General features: G+C 62.2%; 25 protein-coding genes and 1 other RNA gene. 13 read left to right on the top strand and 13 right to left on the bottom strand.

Annotated features, from left to right (window positions below):
* Positions 1 to 44: 44 nt before the first annotated feature.
* Complete coding sequence (locus NKI66_RS01310) at positions 45 to 884, bottom strand: AAA family ATPase (protein ID WP_352750578.1); 840 nt, start codon at positions 882 to 884, stop codon at positions 45 to 47.
* Positions 885 to 1032: 148 nt separating this feature from the next.
* Here NKI66_RS01310 and ssrS point away from each other — a divergent pair.
* From ssrS to NKI66_RS01280, 6 genes are all read left to right on the top strand, one after another.
* Positions 1033 to 1188: non-coding RNA, 6S RNA (gene ssrS, locus NKI66_RS01305), on the top strand.
* Positions 1189 to 1284: 96 nt separating this feature from the next.
* Positions 1285 to 1872 carry a 5-formyltetrahydrofolate cyclo-ligase gene (locus NKI66_RS01300; RefSeq protein WP_023811814.1) on the top strand — a complete coding sequence of 196 codons (588 nt, stop codon included), beginning with the start codon at positions 1285 to 1287 and terminating at the stop codon, positions 1870 to 1872.
* A gap of 69 nt (positions 1873 to 1941) precedes the next feature.
* The gene (locus NKI66_RS01295) at positions 1942 to 2766 is read left to right on the top strand and encodes a TIGR00282 family metallophosphoesterase (RefSeq protein ID WP_023811815.1); all 825 of its coding nucleotides are present in this window, start codon (positions 1942 to 1944) and stop codon (positions 2764 to 2766) included.
* Between the two features lie 74 nt (positions 2767 to 2840).
* A complete protein-coding gene (locus tag NKI66_RS01290; protein ID WP_031213449.1) occupies positions 2841 to 3608 on the top strand; it encodes a TerC family protein in 768 nt (255 codons plus the stop codon).
* 79 nt (positions 3609 to 3687) lie between these two features.
* On the top strand, positions 3688 to 3975 hold the full coding sequence (locus tag NKI66_RS01285) for a BrnT family toxin (protein WP_081734874.1): 288 nt from the start codon (positions 3688 to 3690) through the stop codon (positions 3973 to 3975).
* On the top strand, positions 3956 to 4243 hold the full coding sequence (locus NKI66_RS01280) for a BrnA antitoxin family protein (protein WP_023811818.1): 288 nt from the start codon (positions 3956 to 3958) through the stop codon (positions 4241 to 4243). The genes NKI66_RS01285 and NKI66_RS01280 overlap by 20 nt, the downstream gene beginning before the upstream one ends.
* A 6-nt stretch (positions 4244 to 4249) precedes the next feature.
* On the opposite strand, the gene NKI66_RS01275 is transcribed toward NKI66_RS01280, so the two are convergent.
* From NKI66_RS01275 to NKI66_RS01260, 4 genes are read right to left on the bottom strand one after another with little or no spacing between them, the layout of a single operon-like run.
* Positions 4250 to 4717, bottom strand: coding sequence for an SRPBCC family protein (locus NKI66_RS01275; protein ID WP_023811819.1), 468 nt, complete (start codon positions 4715 to 4717; stop codon positions 4250 to 4252).
* A gap of 26 nt (positions 4718 to 4743) precedes the next feature.
* Entirely contained in the window at positions 4744 to 5106 is a 363-nt protein-coding gene (locus NKI66_RS01270) for a glyoxalase/bleomycin resistance/dioxygenase family protein (RefSeq protein WP_023811820.1), read from the bottom strand.
* A 53-nt stretch (positions 5107 to 5159) separates the two neighbouring features.
* Positions 5160 to 5552, bottom strand: a complete 393-nt coding sequence (locus tag NKI66_RS01265; protein ID WP_352750576.1) for a VOC family protein — start codon at positions 5550 to 5552, stop codon at positions 5160 to 5162.
* Positions 5553 to 5597: 45 nt separating this feature from the next.
* Positions 5598 to 6080: an SRPBCC domain-containing protein gene (locus NKI66_RS01260; protein ID WP_023811822.1), complete on the bottom strand. Its 483-nt coding sequence runs from the start codon at positions 6078 to 6080 to the stop codon at positions 5598 to 5600.
* Positions 6081 to 6132: 52 nt separating this feature from the next.
* Here NKI66_RS01260 and NKI66_RS01255 point away from each other — a divergent pair, with 52 nt between their 5' ends.
* From NKI66_RS01255 to NKI66_RS01240, 4 genes are all read left to right on the top strand, one after another.
* Positions 6133 to 6456 carry an ArsR/SmtB family transcription factor gene (locus tag NKI66_RS01255; RefSeq protein WP_023811823.1) on the top strand — a complete coding sequence of 108 codons (324 nt, stop codon included), beginning with the start codon at positions 6133 to 6135 and terminating at the stop codon, positions 6454 to 6456.
* A 207-nt stretch (positions 6457 to 6663) separates the two neighbouring features.
* On the top strand, positions 6664 to 7413 hold the full coding sequence (locus NKI66_RS01250; RefSeq protein WP_023811824.1) for a YebC/PmpR family DNA-binding transcriptional regulator: 750 nt from the start codon (positions 6664 to 6666) through the stop codon (positions 7411 to 7413).
* A 104-nt stretch (positions 7414 to 7517) separates the two neighbouring features.
* Entirely contained in the window at positions 7518 to 8303 is a 786-nt protein-coding gene (locus NKI66_RS01245; protein WP_031213452.1) for an RDD family protein, read from the top strand.
* A complete protein-coding gene (locus NKI66_RS01240; RefSeq protein ID WP_023811826.1) occupies positions 8300 to 8596 on the top strand; it encodes an Rdx family protein in 297 nt (98 codons plus the stop codon). The genes NKI66_RS01245 and NKI66_RS01240 overlap by 4 nt, the downstream gene beginning before the upstream one ends.
* A gap of 18 nt (positions 8597 to 8614) precedes the next feature.
* On the opposite strand, the gene NKI66_RS01235 is transcribed toward NKI66_RS01240, so the two are convergent.
* Positions 8615 to 8764 (bottom strand): glycine zipper domain-containing protein, encoded by a 150-nt coding sequence (locus tag NKI66_RS01235; RefSeq protein ID WP_023811827.1) that lies wholly within the window; start codon positions 8762 to 8764, stop codon positions 8615 to 8617.
* Positions 8765 to 8785: 21 nt separating this feature from the next.
* On the bottom strand, positions 8786 to 9265 hold the full coding sequence (locus tag NKI66_RS01230; RefSeq protein ID WP_023811828.1) for an anthrone oxygenase family protein: 480 nt from the start codon (positions 9263 to 9265) through the stop codon (positions 8786 to 8788).
* 129 nt (positions 9266 to 9394) lie between these two features.
* Here NKI66_RS01230 and NKI66_RS01225 point away from each other — a divergent pair, with 129 nt between their 5' ends.
* Complete coding sequence (locus NKI66_RS01225) at positions 9395 to 10036, top strand: TetR/AcrR family transcriptional regulator (RefSeq protein WP_023811829.1); 642 nt, start codon at positions 9395 to 9397, stop codon at positions 10034 to 10036.
* Positions 10037 to 10101: 65 nt separating this feature from the next.
* On the opposite strand, the gene rpmE is transcribed toward NKI66_RS01225, so the two are convergent.
* Positions 10102 to 10323, bottom strand: coding sequence for a 50S ribosomal protein L31 (gene rpmE / locus NKI66_RS01220; RefSeq protein WP_023811830.1), 222 nt, complete (start codon positions 10321 to 10323; stop codon positions 10102 to 10104).
* 206 nt (positions 10324 to 10529) lie between these two features.
* Here rpmE and NKI66_RS01215 point away from each other — a divergent pair, with 206 nt between their 5' ends.
* Positions 10530 to 12329 (top strand): ABC transporter transmembrane domain-containing protein, encoded by a 1800-nt coding sequence (locus NKI66_RS01215; protein ID WP_023811831.1) that lies wholly within the window; start codon positions 10530 to 10532, stop codon positions 12327 to 12329.
* 31 nt (positions 12330 to 12360) lie between these two features.
* Here the strand turns inward: NKI66_RS01215 and NKI66_RS01210 are convergent, their stop codons facing one another.
* Complete coding sequence (locus tag NKI66_RS01210) at positions 12361 to 13848, bottom strand: carboxypeptidase M32 (RefSeq protein WP_352750573.1); 1488 nt, start codon at positions 13846 to 13848, stop codon at positions 12361 to 12363.
* A gap of 140 nt (positions 13849 to 13988) precedes the next feature.
* Between NKI66_RS01210 and NKI66_RS01205 the strand changes: the two genes are divergently transcribed.
* On the top strand, positions 13989 to 14342 hold the full coding sequence (locus NKI66_RS01205) for a DUF1304 domain-containing protein (protein WP_023811832.1): 354 nt from the start codon (positions 13989 to 13991) through the stop codon (positions 14340 to 14342).
* An 80-nt stretch (positions 14343 to 14422) separates the two neighbouring features.
* Here NKI66_RS01205 and NKI66_RS01200 read toward each other — a convergent pair whose 3' ends face one another.
* The 4 genes from NKI66_RS01200 to trhA all read right to left on the bottom strand — a co-directional run bounded on the left by NKI66_RS01200 (position 14423) and on the right by trhA (position 17950).
* Positions 14423 to 14851, bottom strand: coding sequence for a hypothetical protein (locus NKI66_RS01200; RefSeq protein WP_023811833.1), 429 nt, complete (start codon positions 14849 to 14851; stop codon positions 14423 to 14425).
* 249 nt (positions 14852 to 15100) lie between these two features.
* A complete protein-coding gene (locus NKI66_RS01195; protein WP_023811834.1) occupies positions 15101 to 16132 on the bottom strand; it encodes a peptidoglycan -binding protein in 1032 nt (343 codons plus the stop codon).
* A gap of 1 nt (position 16133) precedes the next feature.
* Complete coding sequence (locus NKI66_RS01190) at positions 16134 to 17159, bottom strand: MotA/TolQ/ExbB proton channel family protein (protein ID WP_013529124.1); 1026 nt, start codon at positions 17157 to 17159, stop codon at positions 16134 to 16136.
* A gap of 104 nt (positions 17160 to 17263) precedes the next feature.
* Positions 17264 to 17950, bottom strand: a complete 687-nt coding sequence (gene trhA / locus NKI66_RS01185; protein WP_031213453.1) for a PAQR family membrane homeostasis protein TrhA — start codon at positions 17948 to 17950, stop codon at positions 17264 to 17266.
* Positions 17951 to 18042: the final 92 nt, after the last annotated feature.

Genomic DNA, 18042 nt, shown 5'->3' with positions numbered 1-18042 from the left:
GGCTGCGGGCAACGGTCCACAGAAGGGAAAGCGCTGCTGCTGACCTATCGCTGCCTTCGTGCCATGAACGCCAGCCGCTCGAACAAATGCACGTCCTGCTCGTTCTTCAGCAATGCGCCATGCAACTTGGGCAGGGCGTTCTTCGGATCGGCGCGCAGATCTTCCGGCGCGATATCGTCGGCGACCAGCAGCCTTATCCAGTCGAGCGCTTCGGAGGTCGACGGCTTCTTCTTCAAGCCGGGCACGTCGCGGATTTCGTAGAACTGGGTCAGCGCCGCGCGCACCAGGTTCTGCTTGATGCCGGGATAGTGGACATCGACGATTCTGTGCAGCGTATCGACGTCGGGAAAGCGGATGTAGTGGAAGAAGCAGCGGCGCAGGAACGCGTCCGGCAACTCCTTCTCGTTGTTGGAGGTGATGATGACGATCGGCCTGACGGCGGCGCGGATGGTTTCGCCGGTCTCGTAGACGAAGAACTCCATCCGATCGAGTTCCTGCAGGAGGTCGTTGGGGAATTCGATGTCGGCCTTGTCGATCTCGTCGATCAAAAGCACGACCTTCCTGCCGGCGGCGAACGCCTCCCAGAGCTTGCCGCGCTTGATGTAGTTCCTGATGTCGTTGAAGCGCTCGTCACCAAGCTGGCTGTCGCGCAGGCGCGAGACGGCGTCATATTCGTAAAGGCCCTGCTGCGCCCTGGTGGTCGACTTGACGTGCCATTCGATGAGGTCGAGGCCAAGTGCTGACGCCACCTGGCGGGCCAGCTCCGTCTTGCCGGTGCCTGGCTCGCCCTTGACCAGCAAGGGCCGCTCCAGCGCGATCGCCGCGTTGACGGCCACCATCAGATCCTTGTCGGCGACATAGGCCGCCGTGCCTTCGAAACGCATTCTTGCTCCTCGGTTGATCATGGCAACCGTAAGGACGCGGCTCACCCTGTGCAAGGGTGCGCCGGCCGCGACGAATGGGCTTGAACCCTGATGGAAACATATGCCCGTCTCACTGGCGCTTAGCCGGCCGGCAGCCTATATTGGGCGGGACGGTCTGTGCTTCCCGGCAGGAGAACATTTTCCCCGGGGCCTTAACGATCCTTAGGGAGCTGTCCCTGGGAAGACCCGTGGGTTTTCTCACACGGCGCCCACCTACTTTGTAGGTTCCCGGGATCGCTCTCTCCACCGGTTGTGTGGATCGTCACTTATTGCCACGCGTCCCGCATTTCGGTGGATGATTGCGGTGGAAAACGTCGCTCCCAAAACTCCATCCAGATCTGACCTTTTCTAGCCTGGCTGAATGACCTCTCTCAAAGACCTGAAAAAGCAGCTTCGCCGTGAGGCCCTCGGACGCCGCGATGCGCTCGATGAATTCTGGCGGGTGGAGGTCGCGCTTGAAATGGCCGAGACGGCACGCGATCTCCTCCACGTCGAGCCGGGCCAGATCGTTTCCGGCTTCTGGCCGATGCGTTCCGAAGTCGACGTTCGGCCGTTGATGTTTGCCTTGCGTGAAAAGGGCGCGCGGCTTTGCCTGCCGGCCATTCTCGACAAGACCACCATCGTCTTTCGCGAACTGGTGCGCGGCGCGCCGATGGTCGAGATGGGTTTCGGCACGGTCGGCCCTCACGAGGAAGCCGAGGTGCTCGACCCCTCTGTGATGCTGGTGCCGCTCGCCGCTTTCGATGCGCGCGGCCATCGCATCGGCTATGGTGCCGGCTATTACGACCGCGCCATCGCCAAGCTGATCGACAAGGGACAGCCGCCGCGGCTGGTCGGCATCGCCTTCGACTGCCAGGAGGTGGCAATGGTGCCGGATGAGGAACATGACGTCGTCATTCCGGAAATACTGACCGAGAGCGGGTTGCGCCGCTTCGCGCCAAAATTGTAGATAAGTACAAGGGACGCATGATCTTCACTGGCGTCATGCAGCTTTCGCTGACCTTCGGTGCGGGATCATATGAGACTTCTCTTCCTCGGTGACATGGTTGGAAAGACAGGACGGACGGCGGTGTGGGAACAACTGCCCGGCCTGATCTCCGACTTCAAACTCGATTTCGTCATCGTCAATGGCGAGAACGCCGCGGGCGGCTTCGGCATCACCGAAGATATCTTTCGCGAGACGATCGCCGCTGGTGCTGATGTCGTCACCACCGGCAACCATGTCTGGGACCAACGCGACGCGCTCGCCTTCGCGCCGCGCGAAGAGCGCTTCCTGCGTCCCTCCAACTTTCCCAAGGGCACGCCCGGGCGCGGCTCCGGTGTCTATATCGCCAGGAGCGGCGCGCGCGTGCTGGTCGCCAACATCATGGGCCGGGTGTTCATGCATCCCGAGCTCGACGATCCGTTCCAGGCCGGCGAACGCGAGCTTGCCGCCTGTCCGCTCGGCGAGCAGGCGGATGCCGTGATTATCGACTTCCACGCCGAGGCGACCTCGGAAAAGATGTGCTTCGCGCATTTCGTCGACGGCCGCGCCAGCCTCGTCGTCGGCACCCACACCCACCAGCCGACCGGCGATCACCAGGTCCTCAACGGCGGCACCGGTTATATGTCCGACGCCGGCATGTGCGGGGACTACGATTCCTCGCTCGGCATGGACAAGGAGGAGCCGCTCAACCGGTTCCTGTCGAAGGTGCCGAAAGGCCGCTTCGAGGCGGCGACCGGACCGGCGACCTTGTGCGGCGTTGGCGTCGATATTTCCGACCGCACAGGGCTGACCGAGCGGATCGCGCCGTTTCGTCGCGGGCCACGGCTGGAAGAAACCGCACCGTCCTTCTGGTCCTGACATTGATATAGGCACGCTTAGTACCTAACTGCCGGCGACACTGCTCTAGATCGTTAAAAGAGGGGACGACCTCCATGCAGCTCATCGAATTCCTGGCGCCGCATTTCCAATTCGTGTCCGACCCGACCGCCTGGGTCGCGCTGCTGACGCTGATTGTGCTCGAGGTCGTGCTCGGCATCGACAACCTGATCTTCATCTCGATCCTGACCAACAAGCTGCCGGAAGCACAACGGGCCCGTGCCCGCCGGCTCGGCATCTCGGCGGCGCTGATCATGCGGCTGGTGCTGCTGGCCACCATTTCGATCATCGTCCAGCTGACCACGCCGGTGTTCACGGCCTTCGGCCACGGTTTTTCCTGGCGCGACCTGATCCTGATTGCCGGCGGCCTGTTCCTGGTCTGGAAGGCGACCAAGGAGATCCATCACACGGTCGATCCCGACGACCACAAGGATACGATGATGGGCGAGACGCTGCAGATCAGCCTTGCCGGCGCGATCTTCCAGATCCTGCTGCTCGACCTGGTCTTCTCGATCGATTCGATCATCACCGCCGTCGGCATGACCGACGAGATCGCCATCATGTACATCGCCGTGATCGTGGCGGTGAGCGTGATGATGCTGGCGGCCGGGCCGCTGGCCAACTTCATCGCCAAGAACCCGAGCATTGTCATGCTGGCGCTGGGCTTCCTTCTGATGATCGGCATGACACTGATCGCAGACGGCATGGGCTACCATGTGCCCAAGGGCTACATCTATGCGGCGATGGGCTTTTCGGCATTGGTCGAGGGACTCAACATGCTGGCGCGGCGACGTAGGAAGGCGAAATCGGGTGGCGGGCACTGAGCTTGGGCTTGGGCGCATGCCGCGTTTGGATTGACTTTTACGGATTTGTACATACAATACTGTAGTCGATGGTGCTACTTTGCAGTTTGAATGGGATCCTGAAAAAGCGAGGCGCAATCTTGCCAAGCACGGCATCGCCTTTGATCTTGCACGAAAGGTGTTCGATGATCCGCTCCATCTCATCGTGCCTGACCGGTTTGAAGATGGTGAGCAACGATGGCACGCGATCGGGATGATTGAGGCTGTCGCGGTATTGCTGGTTGTGCATACCTACCCCGGTCGCGAAGATGAAGAACGGGTTCGGATCGTTGGTGCTCGGAAAGCGACAACGCATGAAAGGAAGCGCTATGAACAGGAAGGACCTTAGCCAGGATCTGCGCAATCAACTTGCCAAGCTGGCCGATTTGCCCGACAGCGAGATTGATACCTCGGACATTCCAGAAGCTCCGGCCGAGAACTGGATTCATGCTCGCCGTGGACATCTTTACCGACCACTCAAGCAGCCGGTCACCATTAGGCTCGATGCCGATGTGCTATCCTGGTTTAAGGAACATGTCGGAGGCGGTGGCTATCAAACCGAAATCAATCGCGTACTTCGCCATCATGTGACCGAACAGGAAAAGCGGCGAGGTTGATCCGATTTAGTTAGCCGGCACGCCCTTCGGGTGGCGGTCGCCGATCAGGCCGAGCGTCAGGCCCTGCTCAAGCCAGACCTTGGCGCCGGCCAGCACGAGCGTGAAGCCGCCGGTTGAGTCGATGGCTTCTTTTACCTGCTCGTCGCCATTGCCGGCAAAGCCGAAGTTGCGAACCTCGAGAAAGGTCGTACCGCCTGGCATTTCGGTGAAGCTCCAGACCACGGTGGTTGGCGGATCGCTCCATTGCATGACGATCTTTTCATTCGCGACGATCTCGCTGACGTCGATGGTCGTCGAGACACCGTACATGCGCCACTCCCAGAGGACTTGCTTGCCGCTGTCCAGCCGGCCGCTGCCATGGGTGAACCAGAATTTCGTGGTTGTGGCCGGATCGACGATGGCCTCGAATACATCGGCGACAGGCCGCCGGATCAGCATGCCGGCCGCGGCGGTTGGCTTTTCGCGGATGTCCATCGGATGCTCCTTTCGAGGCTTGGCGTTCACCAGGCGTCCGGTTCGCGCAGCATGTGGATGATGTTGGCGGGGTTGGTGATCCAGCCGCCGCGGAAGCCCTCGCCCAGTGGCTCGATGGCATCGCAACGCACAACGCCAGCCTTGGCTAAATGATCCGCAGCCATGGGGAAATCCTTGGTGAACAGCTCCAGCCACACTTCGGCGTGGCTCATCATCGGCGCCTTATCGATCCACAGGCGGTTGGGGCCAAGCTCGAAGCCGATGGCCGGTGCCTTGTCTGTAAAGGGCTTCAGGCCGACGACGTCGCGGTAGAAGGCGATCGTCGCCTCATACTGGTGCGGCGGCACCTTCATGGCGATGTTGATGCCGCCGGTGATTGTCGCGGTCATTGCTGGCTCCCTTGTCGTGTTCAGCTGTTGTTGGTCGCCCTTGCCCAGGCTGGTTATGCGAGATTGACCTGCCAGGAGACCCCGAACCTGTCGTTGAGCCATGCGAAACGGAAGCTGAAGCCGTAATTTTCGGGCGGCATCAGAAATCCACCGTCCTTGGCCAGTGTCTCGACAATCCGGTCCAGTTCGTCCTCGGCGGAACAGTCCACATACAGCGAGACCGACGGCGTGAAGGTGAAAGCGTGGTTGACGGGGGTATTGAAGATCATGACTTCCAGGCCGGCGATCGACACGCGCGCAAGCTTGACCGTGCCGTCCGGGCCGTCTTCGCCGGGGCCGTAGCGTGTGACGTCAAGGACGCTGCTGCCGGGAATGGTCTCGCAATAGAGGGTCATTGCCTCTTCGGCCTTGCCCTCGAACATCAGGAATGGCGTTACTTTCTTCATCGTTGACCTCCGTCTTGCTCCCTGGCGCTCAGATATGGGGGCCGCTCAGATATTGGTCTCGTTGGCGGGTTCGCCCTTCATCTCGCTGCGGTAGTAGCCGTCGCGCAAATTGATGCCGTACTCGACATAGGCCTTCATGCAGGCCAGCATCTGCGACCAGCCCTCGCAATTGAGGTAGGACTTCTTCAGGCCGACCGCGCCTTCCTGCCAACCGCTCTCGGCGATGGTGACGAAGGTGCCGCCATCGTCCAGCGGCTCGAAATTCATCTCGATGCGGGTCTTGTAGGCGGGTTTGCCGTCGGCGTCGGTGGCATCCCAGCGCAGCACGATGCGGCGGTCCTTGACCACTTCGTCGACCTCGACCGGCACCTTACCCCACCAGACAACGCCGGCGCCTGCCACCAGAGGCGCACTGGCGCCGCCGATCATGGTGAAATAGCCGCTCAGTTTCTTCGGATTGACGACCGCGTCGAATACGTCGGCGACCGGTTTGCCGATGCGTCCGGAAACACTGAATCCAAGTGACATATCCACAACTCCTTCCCTTGATCGGTTCGACAATATGTTATATAAACATAACATGTCAAGCCGATCGCAAGACGACAATGTTTTCAAGGCGCTGGCGCACCCGCGCCGGCGTGAAATACTGGACCAGCTGAAGGACGCGCCGAAGACGACCGGCATGCTGTGCGAGGCCTTTCCCGATATAGATCGCTGCACCGTCATGCTGCATCTCAAGGTGCTGGAGGAGGCCGACCTGATCGTTGCGCGGCGCGACGGCCGCGAGCGCTGGAACCATCTCAACGCGCTGCCGATCAAGCAGATCCACGACCGCTGGATCAGCCAGTATGCCGGGCATGCCCTCAGCATCATCGAGCGGCTGAAATCCGATCTGGAGGCGTGAACGCTTGCAGCAGCCCATGTCGCGCGTCCTGTGCACGGTGCGGCTGGACGAATTGTGCCGATTTATCTATAAGCCGGCCATTCCGACAGAGAACGCCGTGCTTCCACGGGGTGCACCTGGGACGCTCTGAAATTTTGAATTCGGGCATTGCGCAAGACGAGGTGAGATCACTTCGCTTCGGGATGCTCTAGCCGAGAAGACGACACCATGGCTGGCCATTCACAGTTCAAGAACATCATGCACCGCAAGGGCCGCCAGGATGCGGTGCGGTCTAAAATGTTTTCCAAGCTGGCGCGCGAAATCACCGTCGCCGCCAAAAGCGGGACGCCCGATCCGTCGATGAACCCGCGCTTGCGGCTGGCGATCCAGAACGCCAAGGCGGTGTCGATGCCGAAGGACAACATCCAACGCGCCGTCAACAAGGCCTCGATGGGCGATGCCGAGAACTACGAAGCCGTGCGCTATGAGGGCTATGGCCCGGGCGGCGTCGCCGTCATTGTCGAGGCGCTGACCGACAACCGCAACCGTTCGGCGTCCAATGTGCGCGCCGCCTTCACCAAGGCCGGCGGCGCGATGGGCGAAACGGGCTCGGTTTCCTTCATGTGGGATCGTGCCGGCGAGATCTATTATCCGGCATCGGCCGGCAGCGCCGACAAGATCATGGATGCGGCGATCGAAGCCGGTGCCGACGATGTCGAGTCCGACGAGGAAGGCCACACCATCTATTGCGGCTTCGAGAACATGGGCGAAGTGTCGAAGGCGCTGGAAGGCGCGCTCGGCGAGGCTGAATCGGTGAAGCCGATCTGGCGGCCGCAAAACAACGTTCCGGTCGACGAGGAGCGGGCACAGTCGCTGATGAAGCTGGTCGCCACGCTTGAGGACGACGACGACGTGCAGAGCGTCTACGCCAACTTCGAAGTCGACGACGAGACCATGGCCAAGCTCAGCGCGGCATGAGACTGCAAGGTGGTGGCCAACGGCGCTACAGGCGGGTAGCATGGCCTCGCTGCTTGAGACTTCCGCCAAAGGTGTAGCGCAGTCAGTTGTCGGCGAGAGGGAAGATGACTGACGAAGGCGTTGAACTTGCAGTGACCTGGCCTCGTCCAGGCGGCCTTTGGCGACGGCTTTTCGCTTCGCTTATCGACTACCTTGTCATCTTCGTCGCTCTTTATGCACTGGTTGCGGCCTTGTTTCTGATGACCAACGGCGGAGTGAAGGGCAGCTTCTGGCTGAACTGGAAAACCTGCCAGTCCGCCAGTCTGAAAGGAACAGACGATCCTATACTTTCCCGCTACGATTGGCAGGTTTGTGCAACATCCTTCTTCGGTTTTCCGGTGGCCAGATGGGCAGCCGGTACGAGCACGGACGCTCAATCGAAGGCAGTATCGACCCTTTCGATAGACCTAGATTCAAACGGAAATTTTCGAACTGCGGCACTGGATCTAGGCTTCCTCCAGGTGCTGGTCCTGGCGACCTATCTTCTTGTGATGGAGGGGGCCTTCAGCCGGTCGCTTGGCAAAGGGGTCTTGGCCCTCTTCGTCCATGACGAGCTGAATTGGCATAGGGAAGGCCTCGCTTTGCAAAAAACTGTTTGTCGGCAGGTGGTAAAATTCCTGGGCTATCTGCCCGCCACGCTGGTCGGAGCTTTCTTTGCTTTCCAGACCTGGAAAACCGTTCCGGCGCCCGTGCTGAACTATTCCCGACTGGAAATCGTAATCGCCTTTACGGCGTCTGCCCTAGCTTTTCTCTGGCCATGTTGGATCGCGCTGACCGTCGCACTCGGCAACGAGCCAATACATGACCGAGTTGCAGGCACGACCGTGCGCGTTCTGGAGGCGGACCAATGAACGCGTCAGGGAAGCATTGCGTCGTCATCACCTACTGCACGCAGTGCCAGTGGCTGCTGCGTGCCGGCTGGATGGCGCAGGAACTGCTGTCGACCTTCGGCACCGATCTGGGCGAGGTGACGCTGGTGCCCGGCACCGGCGGCATCTTCACCATTTCCTGCAATGATGTGCTTGTCTGGGATCGCAAGCGCGACGGCGGTTTTCCAGACGCGGCCAAACTGAAGCAACTCGTCCGTGATGTCATCGACCCGGACCGCGATCTCGGCCATTCCGATCGGAAGACAAAGGCGTAGAGGCCGCCGGCGCTGCCGTCACTTGCGTCGCCACGCTCCGAAGGCGGCGCCAATCGCAATACCCACGGCGACGCCCATCGGAAGGTCATCCAGAGCGGTGCCGATCGCGGCACCGACACCAACTCCGATGGCCATGCCGAAGGCCATATTTGCGTATTGATCCTTCATCGGTCGCTCCATCCATCGTCGTCAACGCGTGGCGAACCAGAAGGATGCCAGCGCGGCTATGCCGCTGATGGTGCGGACATGGTTCCACATCACCCATTCATGGAGGTAGCGTGGCCACAGGCCTGCGCCATTGCTGCTGGCCAGATCGACGGCGGCGAGCGCATCGTTGAGCGGGACGTTGAAGATCATCGTGACCACCACGATGCCGATGAGATAGAGCAGGCTGCCGGCAATCAGCCAGAGCGAACCCGGCTGGCTCCAGCCAATCACCGCACCGATGGCGACAAGGACGCAGACGAGCGCCGTGCCGAACAGCGCTGTCATGAACAGCGGGGTCACAGCTGTGACATTGATCGAATTCATCGCGGCAATGCCGCTTGTGGCTGGCATGCGGGCGAGGCCCGGCATGACGAAGCTGGAGAAAGCAAAGAAGACGCCGCCGACGACGCCTGAGCCGAGTGCGGCAATGAAGATGAGGGTGGGAAGAAGTTTCGCGATCATGTCATTTGCTCCATATGCCCGTTGTGTTTTCCTTTGCGTCAAAATATGAACAATCCTCACATTTGCAAAACGTGATAAACCCTCGTATTTTGCGAGTCAAGCGATTTTGATTGCATTTGGAGTCAGTCATTGGAAGACACGGCAGCCCCCGTTTCCGCACAGGAGCAGGTTGCTTCACCGCGCCGGGCGCCGAGCCAGCAGCGTAGCCGCGAGCGGGTCGAGCGCATGCTGGCCGCTGCCTCGGCGCTGATCGCCGAGCAAGGCAGCGATGCCATGCGCATGGGAGAAGTGGCGGAACGGGCCGGTGTGTCGATCGGCTCGCTCTACCAGTTCTTTCCCGACAAGCGGGCGATCGTCTGGGCGCTGGCCGAGCGCTACACCGCCGAAAGCCAAGCCTGCATCTCGGCGGCACTCGCCGGCGTCAGCGACGCCGAAGGCCTGCAGTCCGCGTTTTCAGAGTTAGTCGACATCTATTACCGGCTGTTCCTGGCCGAGCCGGTGATGCGCGACATCTGGTCGGGCACGCAGGCCGACAAGGCGCTGCGCCAACTCGAACTCGCCGACAGCCGCGCCAACGCCGAATTCCTCACCGCGGTGCTGAAACGGCTGCGGCCGGCGGTCGATCCGGCGACACTGGAAACCACGGCGTTTCTGGTCTGGCAGATGGGCGAGGCCGCCATGCGGCTGGCGATCTCGGTTGAGCGCCAGGAGGGCGACAGGCTGGTCGCCGCCTACAAGCGCATGGCGCTAAGGGAATTGCTGGCCGAGTAGCGCCGCGCCGCAACAAAAAACCCGCCACGGAGGCGGGTTTTTTGTTCCGTGAAAGCTCGTTGAGCTTAGATGCCGAAACCTTCGAAACGCTTCTTGAACTTCGACAGGCGGCCGCCGCGGTCGAGCAGGGTCTGCTGGCCGCCGGTCCAGGCCGGGTGGGTGGTCGGGTCGATATCGAGGTTCATCGTATCGCCTTCCTTGCCCCAGGTCGAACGGGTCGTGTATTCGGTGCCATCGGTCATGACGACCTTGATGGTGTGGTAGTCGGGATGAATAGCGCTCTTCATGGCTCGGTTCCTGGCTTGCCGGCGCTGCCGACGGGCATAAGCCTGCGTCGATGCGCCTCTTTTTAAAACTCGAAGCCGCAGCTATTGAGGAGCCACGGCTTCTAAAACGGTCGGCGAGCCTATACATCAGCCGGAATTGAATCACAAGGCCGCGGCAAGCGCATATTGAGGCGTAGACCCCAAGGGCGGCTGGAGGAAACATCGGGATGGCGCAAATCACCAGCGCAGACGAGCGCCGGCGTTCGCTCAAGCCGCTCCGGCGCCTGTTCCCGTACATCACGCACTATCGCACACTGGTCGTCGGCGCCATTATCTCGCTGGTCATCGCGGCGGCAACCACGCTGGCGCTGCCGCTGGCGGTGCGACGCATGATCGATCATGGCTTCTCGTCGGCCAGCACCACCTTCATCGCCGAATATTTCGCCGCTCTGGTGGCGATGGCCGCCGTGTTGGCGGCAGCATCGGCCGGCCGCTACTATTTCGTCATCACGCTGGGCGAGCGCGTCGTCGCCGATATCCGGCGCGATGTGTTTGCCCATGTGACGACGCTGTCGCCTGCCTTCTTCGACACCGCCCAGTCGGGCGAGATCGTGTCGCGGCTTGCCGCCGACACGACGCAGGTCAAGTCGGCGGTCGGAGCGACGGCCTCGGTGGCGCTGCGCAACGTAATCCTCGGTCTTGGCGCGGTGGGGATGATGGTCATCACCAGTCCGAAACTATCAGGCCTCGTCATATCAGCCATTCCTGTCATCGTGCTGCCGCTGGTCGCTTTCGGCCGTTCGGTGCGGCGCAAATCACGCCAGGCGCAAGATACGCTTGCCGATGCCACCGCCTATGCCAGCGAACAGATCGGCGCGGTGCGCACGCTGCAGGCCTTCACCAATGAAAAGCTGGTCACCGGGCATTTCTCGGCCGCGGTGGAAGCTGCTTTCGAGGCGGCACGCTCCTCGATCTTCGCGCGCTCCTTCCTTACCTTCTTCGCCATTTTCACCATCTTCTCGTCCGTCGTGGCGGTGCTGTGGTTCGGCTCGCGCGACGTGCTCGAAGGCTCGATATCGCCGGGTACGCTCGGTCAGTTCCTGCTCTATTCGGTGTTCGCCGCCGGCGCGCTGGGCGCGTTGTCGGAAGTCTGGGGCGAGCTTGCGCAAGCGGCGGGTGCCGCCGAACGGCTGACCGAGATCCTGGCCGAGAAGCCGGCGATCCAGGCTCCCGCCGATCCGAAGCCGCTGCCGGCCGTCGCCAAGGGCGCGATCGCCTTCGACAATGTCTCCTTCTCCTACCCGGCAAGGCCCGACCGCGCCGCCGTGCACGGCTTGAGCTTTCAGGTCATGCCGGGCGAGACGGTGGCGATCGTCGGGCCGTCAGGGGCCGGCAAGAGCACGGTGTTTTCACTGATCCTGCGCTTCTACGATCCCGAAACAGGCAAGATCCTGATCGACGGTGTCGACGTGCGCGAGGCCGATCCCGTTTCGGTCCGCCAGCGCATCGCAATCGTGCCGCAGGACGTCACCATTTTCGCGGCAAGCGCGCGTGACAATATCGGTTTCGGCCGGCCGGGAGCCAGCAAGGCCGAAATCGAGACGGCGGCGAAGGATGCACTTGCCGATGAATTCATCCTCAAGCTGGAAAAAGGCTATGACAGCCAGGTCGGTGAGCGCGGCGTGACGCTGTCAGGCGGCCAGCGCCAGCGGGTTGCGATCGCCCGCGCCATCCTGCGTGACGCCCCGATCCTGCTGCTCGACGAGGCCACCTCCGCCCTCGACGCCGAAAGCGAGACGCTGGTGCAGACGGCGCTGGAACGGCTGATGCAGGGCCGCACCACGATCGTCATCGCCCACCGCTTGGCAACGGTGCTGAAGGCCGACAGGATCCTGGTCATGGATGGCGGCTCGATCGTCGAGGAAGGCACGCATCAAAGCCTTGTCGCCAAGGGCGGCATCTATGCGCGGCTGGCCAAGCTGCAGTTCGAAACCGGCGCCAGTGCTTTCAGGGGCGCGGCGGAGTAGGCAGAACCAACTACGTTCCTGATGTGCCGCTCTACGCGGTTCCGTAGCGCTGCTTCAGATGGTTCACGAAATAGGTGGCGTTGAGCTTTTCGCCGGTGGCGCGTTCGAGCAGATCCGGCGTCGACCAGCGTGATCCCTGCGACCAGATTTTTTTGCGGCGCCACTCGTTGATCGCCTCGAAATTGCCTTTGGCGAGATCGTCATCGGCGGCAGGATGATCCCGCGTCAGCGCCGCCCATTGCTGCGCCGCCATCATCGCGCCCAGCGTATAGGAGGGGAAATAGCCGAAGGCGGCCCCTGGCCAATGCACGTCCTGCATCGGTCCGTCGGCCGGATTGTCGATGGTGGAAAGACCGAGGTAATCGCGCATCTTGGCGTCCCAGGCTTCGGGCAGGTCGGCGACCTCCAGCCGGCCCGCGACGAGCTCCTGCTCCAGTTCGTAGCGCAGGATGACATGCAGGGGGTAGGTCACCTCGTCGGCATCGACACGGATCAGGCCGCGCTCGACGCGATGCACATGCGGCAGGATATCGTCGAGCGACCAGGCTTCGCCGAGATGCTTTTCGACCACCGGCAGGGCCCAGCGCCAGAAGGCCGGGTTGCGGCCTAACTGCTTCTCGACGAACAGGCTCTGGCTTTCATGCACGGCCATGCCGCGCGCTTTGCCGAGCGGCCAGTGCGACCATGCCTTGGGCAGGTTCTGTTCGTAGAGCGCATGGCCGGTCTCGTGCAGCACGCCCATCAGCGCCGACAGGAAGTCGGACGTCTTGTAGCGGGTGGTAATGCGCACGTCGCTCGGCACGCCGCCGCAGAAAGGATGGTGCGACACCGACAGCGACCCGTGCGTCAGGTCGAAGCCGACCGCCGCCATCATCGCAAGGCCGAGCTCGCGCTGCCGGTCGATCGCATAGGTGCCTGAGAGCGGCTTCAGCGGGCGCTTGCGCAGCCGCGCGTCCTGGACCGCCAGCGCCTCCGGCACGAAGCTTTTCAGGAAAGCCTTCAGGTCGGTGAAGACTGGCGTGATGTCGGCGGTGCGGTTGCCGGGGTCGTATTGCTCCATCAGCGCGTCATAGGGGGCTAGGTCGAGCACATCGGCACGCAGCGCCGCTTCCTCGCGCACCAGCGCCACGACGCCCTCCAGCGCCGGCTGGAAGCCCGCCCAGTCGTTCTTGGCGCGCAGGCCGCGCCACAGCTGCTCGCAACGCATGCGCGCGGTCGTCTGGCGTTCGACGAAATCGACCGGCAGGCAGGTCAGGTTGGTGTATTGCCGCCGCAGTTCCGCGACAGCAGCCCGCTGCTCTTCACCAAGCGCCTCGCCTTCGGCCGCGGCGATCCAGTCCGCTATCTCCGGCGCTGTTGCCCTGGTGTGATACATGCCGGCCAGTGCCGCCATCGCCTCGGCACGCTTCTCGCCGCCGCCGACGGCCATGTGGGTGGCTTCGTCGGCACCGAGGATGGCCAGCGCATGCTCGAGCGCTTCGAGCTTGTGACCGAGGTCATCGAGTTTCTGAAAGGACATGGCGGCTTCCGTGATTGGGGACGGCGCGAAAAGACACCAACGCAAATGCGTTGGCAACCCTCAGGCACCGCGCAACGGACGCATCTTGCGTGGGGGCGGTCATGCGTGAAATGCTGCCGGCAACAATTGGGGGAAACAACATGATCGGCAACATCCTGGTCGGGCTGGTGGCCTTGATCCATGCCTACATCGTCTATCTGGAGATGGTGTTGTGGGACACGCCGCGTGGGCACAAGGTATTCAATCTGACGCCCGAATTCGCCAGTGCCTCGAAGGTGCTCGCCGCCAATCAGGGGCTCTACAACGGGTTCCTCGCCGCCGGCCTGATCTGGGGGCTTTACCTCGGTGCGGCCGGTTTTCAGGTCAAATTGTTCTTCCTGTCGTGCGTGGCCATTGCCGGCCTCTATGGCGCGGCAACGGTTGGCCGCAAGATCCTGTTCATCCAGACCGTGCCGGCGGCGGTTGCCCTGATTGCGGTGTGGCTCGGCTGGTAAAAAGGACGCCCGCGGGAGCCCCCCGAAGGCGTCAGGCGGTCCCTTCCTCTTGGACCGTTTCAGCCGTCCTCTTGGACCGTTTAGCCGTTCGGGTAATTGCCGCCGTCGGCGCCGTCGCCTATCAAAAAACCACTGCCGGTATCGACCATCAACCGCTGGTCGATATTGTCGAGACGACGCAACAGGTCATGGTATTGCGCGGCCGGTATCCTGCCATGATAGGACGCGGCGACTTTCTCGGCCGTTTGACCGATGTAGGCCGTGCGCATTTCCAGGCGTTCCGCCACGGCTGGGGTGATGTTGTTGGCCTGTCTCGCGTCCACGATGCCCTGATGCACGCCCTGCACCTGTTGGATGAGCGCCTCGACACGCGGGCCAGTCATGTCGGTCGGATCGGTCGCGTCGAGAGCGCCTTTGTGATGGCCCGCGGCATAGGCGCCGGCAAGCGGAACGGCGATGAGGAACGCCGTGAGTGTCGCAGTTCTAAGCGAGGTCTTGAAAGAGCGCATCACGCGTCTCCTCTTGTAGAGGAAAGCGGCGGTTGTCCGCCCGCCTTCCGGCCTTGGGCCCTCCGGTTCCGTCGCGTCGCGATGAGCGGGGATTCATCGCCGGCGGTTCTCGGCCCAGGCGGCAAGCTAGGACCGCCCCGCGACAATGTGTAATTAAAAAAAGATAATCTTTTCAGGCCTTGCCGGCCTCGATATGCGCCCTAGAGTTGAGCCGACGAACAAGTTCGCGTGAGTTCGCGTGATGATGGATCAACGTTCGGTGAGCTTCAGTTCAATACGGCGGTTCTTGTTGCGCGCCTCTTCGGTGTCGGCGGGATCGAGCGGCTGGAACTCACCGAAACCGGCGGCGACGAGCCGGTTGGCAGGCACGCCGTTTTCGATCAGGAATTTCACCACCGAGGTCGAACGGGCCGTCGACAGTTCCCAATTGTCACGGTAGCGGCCGGCGCCGGAGAGCGGCTTGTTGTCGGTGTGGCCGTCGACGCGCAGCACCCAGTTGATCTCGGGCGGGATTTCCTTCTGCAACTCGATGATGGCGTCGGCGAGCTTCTTCATCTCGACCTTGCCGGCATCGTTGATCACCTCGGAGCCGGTCGGGAACAGCACTTCCGACTGGAAGACGAAGCGGTCGCCGACGATGCGGATGTTCTCGCGGTCGGCGAGGATTTCGCGCAAGCGGCCGAAGAAGTCGGAGCGGTAGCGGTTCAATTCCTGCACGCGCTGCGCCAGTGCGACGTTGAGGCGACGGCCGAGGTCGGCGATCTTGGTGTTTGAATCGCGGTCGCGGATTTCGGAGACGTTGAGCGCATCCTCGAGCGCGCCGATCTGCTTGCGCAGTGCCGCGATCTGCTGGTTGAGGATCTCGACCTGGCTCAGTGCCTGCTGGCTGATCTGGCGCTGGCTGTCGAGTTCGCCGCCGAGCGCCGCGGCGCGCTGGTTGGCGGCGTCGCCGGCGCCCGCACCTTGCGCCAGCAATTGCTGGAGCCGGCTCCTTTCCGCTTCCGCCGCCGACAGCGATGCCTGCAGATTGGCCAGCGAGTCATCCTTGTCCTGCGCCGTCGAGCGCTCCAGCGCCAGCAGCTGCGTCAGTTCGTTGATCTGGGAGTTGAGGCGCGAGAGTGCCGTATCCTTGCCGGAGATTTCGCGTCCCAGCAGGAACTGCGCCAGCACGAAGACCGTGAGCAGGAACATGATGGCCAGCAGCAGCGTCGACAGCGCGTCGACGAAGCCCGGCCAGTAGTCGATGCGGCGATCGGTGCGCCGGCCCCTGGCGAGTGCCACTTCAGTGCACTCCGGGCTTCTTCAGGGCATCGGCGATCTTTTCCAGCGTGTTGCGCATCGCCTTCTGCTCGTCGGACTGGGCCTCGACCCAGTCGCGCATGATCTGCTGTTCCGAGCGCATGTTCTTGACCAGGCCGGAAATGCCGTCGGCGAGATTGGCCATGGCGGTGGCGACGCGCGGGTTGGAGCCGCCGCCATTCTCCTGCATGCTGCGCAGCCGTTCCGACAGCACCCGGATCTCGTCGGAGGATTCGGTCTTGGCTGGGTCGGCGACGACGATGTCCGACGACAGGTCGGTCACCGAGGAAAGCCAGTTTTCCAGTTCGGTGTAGAAGCGCGTCTGGGCGCGGCCGGCCTGTAGGTCGAGGAAGCCGAGCACCAGCGAGCCGGAGAGGCCGAACAGCGAGGACGAGAAGGCCGTGCCCATGCCGGCCAGCGGCGCGGAAAGCCCCTGCTTCAGGGAATCGAGCACCGCGGCGGCGTCACCGGTGCCGGGATCGAGCGATTCGATGGTCTCGCGGATCGAGCCGATGGTGTTCAACAGGCCCCAGAAGGTGCCGAGCAGGCCGAGGAACACCAGCAGGCCGACGAGATAGCGCGAGGTGTCGCGGCTTTCGTCGAGGCGGGTGGCGATGGAATCGAGCATGGTGCGCATCGAACTGGTCGAGAAGGCCATCGCCGAGGAACGGCCGATCATCGCCTTCATCGGCGCCAGCAGCACCGGTTCGGTCGTCTCCGAGCCGGCACGGAAGGAGTTGACCCAGCGCACTTCGCGAAACAGTCGTCCGACCTGGGCGAAGGCCAAAAGGATGCCGACCACCAGCACGCCGACGATCAGGCCATTGAGGCCGGGATTGCTGCCAAAGGCGGTCGAGATTTGTCGGGTCAGAATGGCGGCGATGAAGGCGACGATGACCAGGAAGATCACCATGGTCAGCAAAAAGACCTGCGGGCTCGATAGTTTATGCGGGTCGTAGATCAGGACATCAGAACGTCTGCCCATGCCGAAGGATCTGAGAAAAGCCATCCGTGCCCCGTTTCCGATGCCGCCGCCGATCACGTAAACCGCGACTCTAAACGGAATTGTGACTAAATTGAATGGCGCTTGGCAATATTGCCGCGTCGATAGTGTCAGAGGCGATTGATGACCAGACAGTCGACCATGGCGGCCAGATGCAGGCCGGCGCCGGTGATGACGAAACCGTGCCACAGCGCGTTGTGGAAGCGCAGCCCCTTCCAGGCGAAGAAGATGACGCCGCAGGAATAGACAATGCCGCCGGCGACGATCAGCGCTATCGATGTCGTCGGCAGCGTCTGGACAAGCGGCTTGACCAGGATGATGCCGCTCCAGCCGATGGCAAGATAGAAGCCGATCGCCAGCCGGTCGAAACGGCCGGGAAAGAACACCTTGATGGCAATGCCCAGCACTGCCGCGGTCCAGACCAGCACGATCATCCAGCGCGCCAGCGGCGAGCCTTCGAGCTGCGCCAGAAAAGGCGTATAGGTCGCGGCGATCAGCAGATAGATCGCGGCGTGGTCGAAACGCCGCAACACCCATTTTGCCGGAGACGACACCGGCCACAGATTGTAGGTCATCGACACCGAGAGCACGGTGAGCAGCGAAACCACGTAGAAGGCGGCGGCGATATATTCGCCCGGTCCGACACGAAACGCCGCCAGCGCCAGCAGTGCCGAACCGGCCGATATCGCCAGCACGATGCCGACCGCGTGGACGATACCGTCTGCGATCATCTCGGCACGCGAATAGTGCCAGCGTCCGATGAACGGGATATCGGGGTAGGGTTCGTTGTCTCTCACTAAGCCGGGTTCCTGCACCGCGCCCTCCAATTTGGGCGCATGCCGGTCAGTATTTCAAGCTTTCGTTGCGGTTTTGCGACTGCGGCGCATCA

Origin of the sequence: Mesorhizobium sp. M0518 (genome assembly GCF_040321125.1) — a bacterium.
Classification (GTDB): Bacteria; Pseudomonadota; Alphaproteobacteria; order Rhizobiales; family Rhizobiaceae; genus Mesorhizobium.
This window is presented reverse-complemented; position numbering and strand designations above follow the sequence as displayed.

Bases quoted from the DNA above. Each gene is read 5' to 3' on its own strand.
- NKI66_RS01310 (WP_352750578.1), bottom strand. From the start codon at position 884: ATGCGTTTCGAAGGCACGGCGGCCTATGTCGCCGACAAGGATCTGATG.
- NKI66_RS01300 (WP_023811814.1), top strand. From the start codon at position 1,285: ATGACCTCTCTCAAAGACCTGAAAAAGCAGCTTCGCCGTGAGGCCCTC.
- NKI66_RS01295 (WP_023811815.1), top strand. From the start codon at position 1,942: ATGAGACTTCTCTTCCTCGGTGACATGGTTGGAAAGACAGGACGGACG.
- NKI66_RS01290 (WP_031213449.1), top strand. From the start codon at position 2,841: ATGCAGCTCATCGAATTCCTGGCGCCGCATTTCCAATTCGTGTCCGAC.
- NKI66_RS01280 (WP_023811818.1), top strand. From the start codon at position 3,956: ATGAACAGGAAGGACCTTAGCCAGGATCTGCGCAATCAACTTGCCAAG.
- NKI66_RS01275 (WP_023811819.1), bottom strand. From the start codon at position 4,717: ATGGACATCCGCGAAAAGCCAACCGCCGCGGCCGGCATGCTGATCCGG.
- NKI66_RS01270 (WP_023811820.1), bottom strand. From the start codon at position 5,106: ATGACCGCGACAATCACCGGCGGCATCAACATCGCCATGAAGGTGCCG.
- NKI66_RS01265 (WP_352750576.1), bottom strand. From the start codon at position 5,552: ATGAAGAAAGTAACGCCATTCCTGATGTTCGAGGGCAAGGCCGAAGAG.
- NKI66_RS01260 (WP_023811822.1), bottom strand. From the start codon at position 6,080: ATGTCACTTGGATTCAGTGTTTCCGGACGCATCGGCAAACCGGTCGCC.
- NKI66_RS01255 (WP_023811823.1), top strand. From the start codon at position 6,133: ATGTCAAGCCGATCGCAAGACGACAATGTTTTCAAGGCGCTGGCGCAC.
- NKI66_RS01250 (WP_023811824.1), top strand. From the start codon at position 6,664: ATGGCTGGCCATTCACAGTTCAAGAACATCATGCACCGCAAGGGCCGC.
- NKI66_RS01245 (WP_031213452.1), top strand. From the start codon at position 7,518: ATGACTGACGAAGGCGTTGAACTTGCAGTGACCTGGCCTCGTCCAGGC.
- NKI66_RS01240 (WP_023811826.1), top strand. From the start codon at position 8,300: ATGAACGCGTCAGGGAAGCATTGCGTCGTCATCACCTACTGCACGCAG.
- NKI66_RS01235 (WP_023811827.1), bottom strand. From the start codon at position 8,764: ATGAAGGATCAATACGCAAATATGGCCTTCGGCATGGCCATCGGAGTT.
- NKI66_RS01230 (WP_023811828.1), bottom strand. From the start codon at position 9,265: ATGATCGCGAAACTTCTTCCCACCCTCATCTTCATTGCCGCACTCGGC.
- rpmE (WP_023811830.1), bottom strand. From the start codon at position 10,323: ATGAAGAGCGCTATTCATCCCGACTACCACACCATCAAGGTCGTCATG.
- NKI66_RS01215 (WP_023811831.1), top strand. From the start codon at position 10,530: ATGGCGCAAATCACCAGCGCAGACGAGCGCCGGCGTTCGCTCAAGCCG.
- NKI66_RS01210 (WP_352750573.1), bottom strand. From the start codon at position 13,848: ATGTCCTTTCAGAAACTCGATGACCTCGGTCACAAGCTCGAAGCGCTC.
- NKI66_RS01205 (WP_023811832.1), top strand. From the start codon at position 13,989: ATGATCGGCAACATCCTGGTCGGGCTGGTGGCCTTGATCCATGCCTAC.
- NKI66_RS01200 (WP_023811833.1), bottom strand. From the start codon at position 14,851: ATGCGCTCTTTCAAGACCTCGCTTAGAACTGCGACACTCACGGCGTTC.
- NKI66_RS01190 (WP_013529124.1), bottom strand. From the start codon at position 17,159: ATGGCTTTTCTCAGATCCTTCGGCATGGGCAGACGTTCTGATGTCCTG.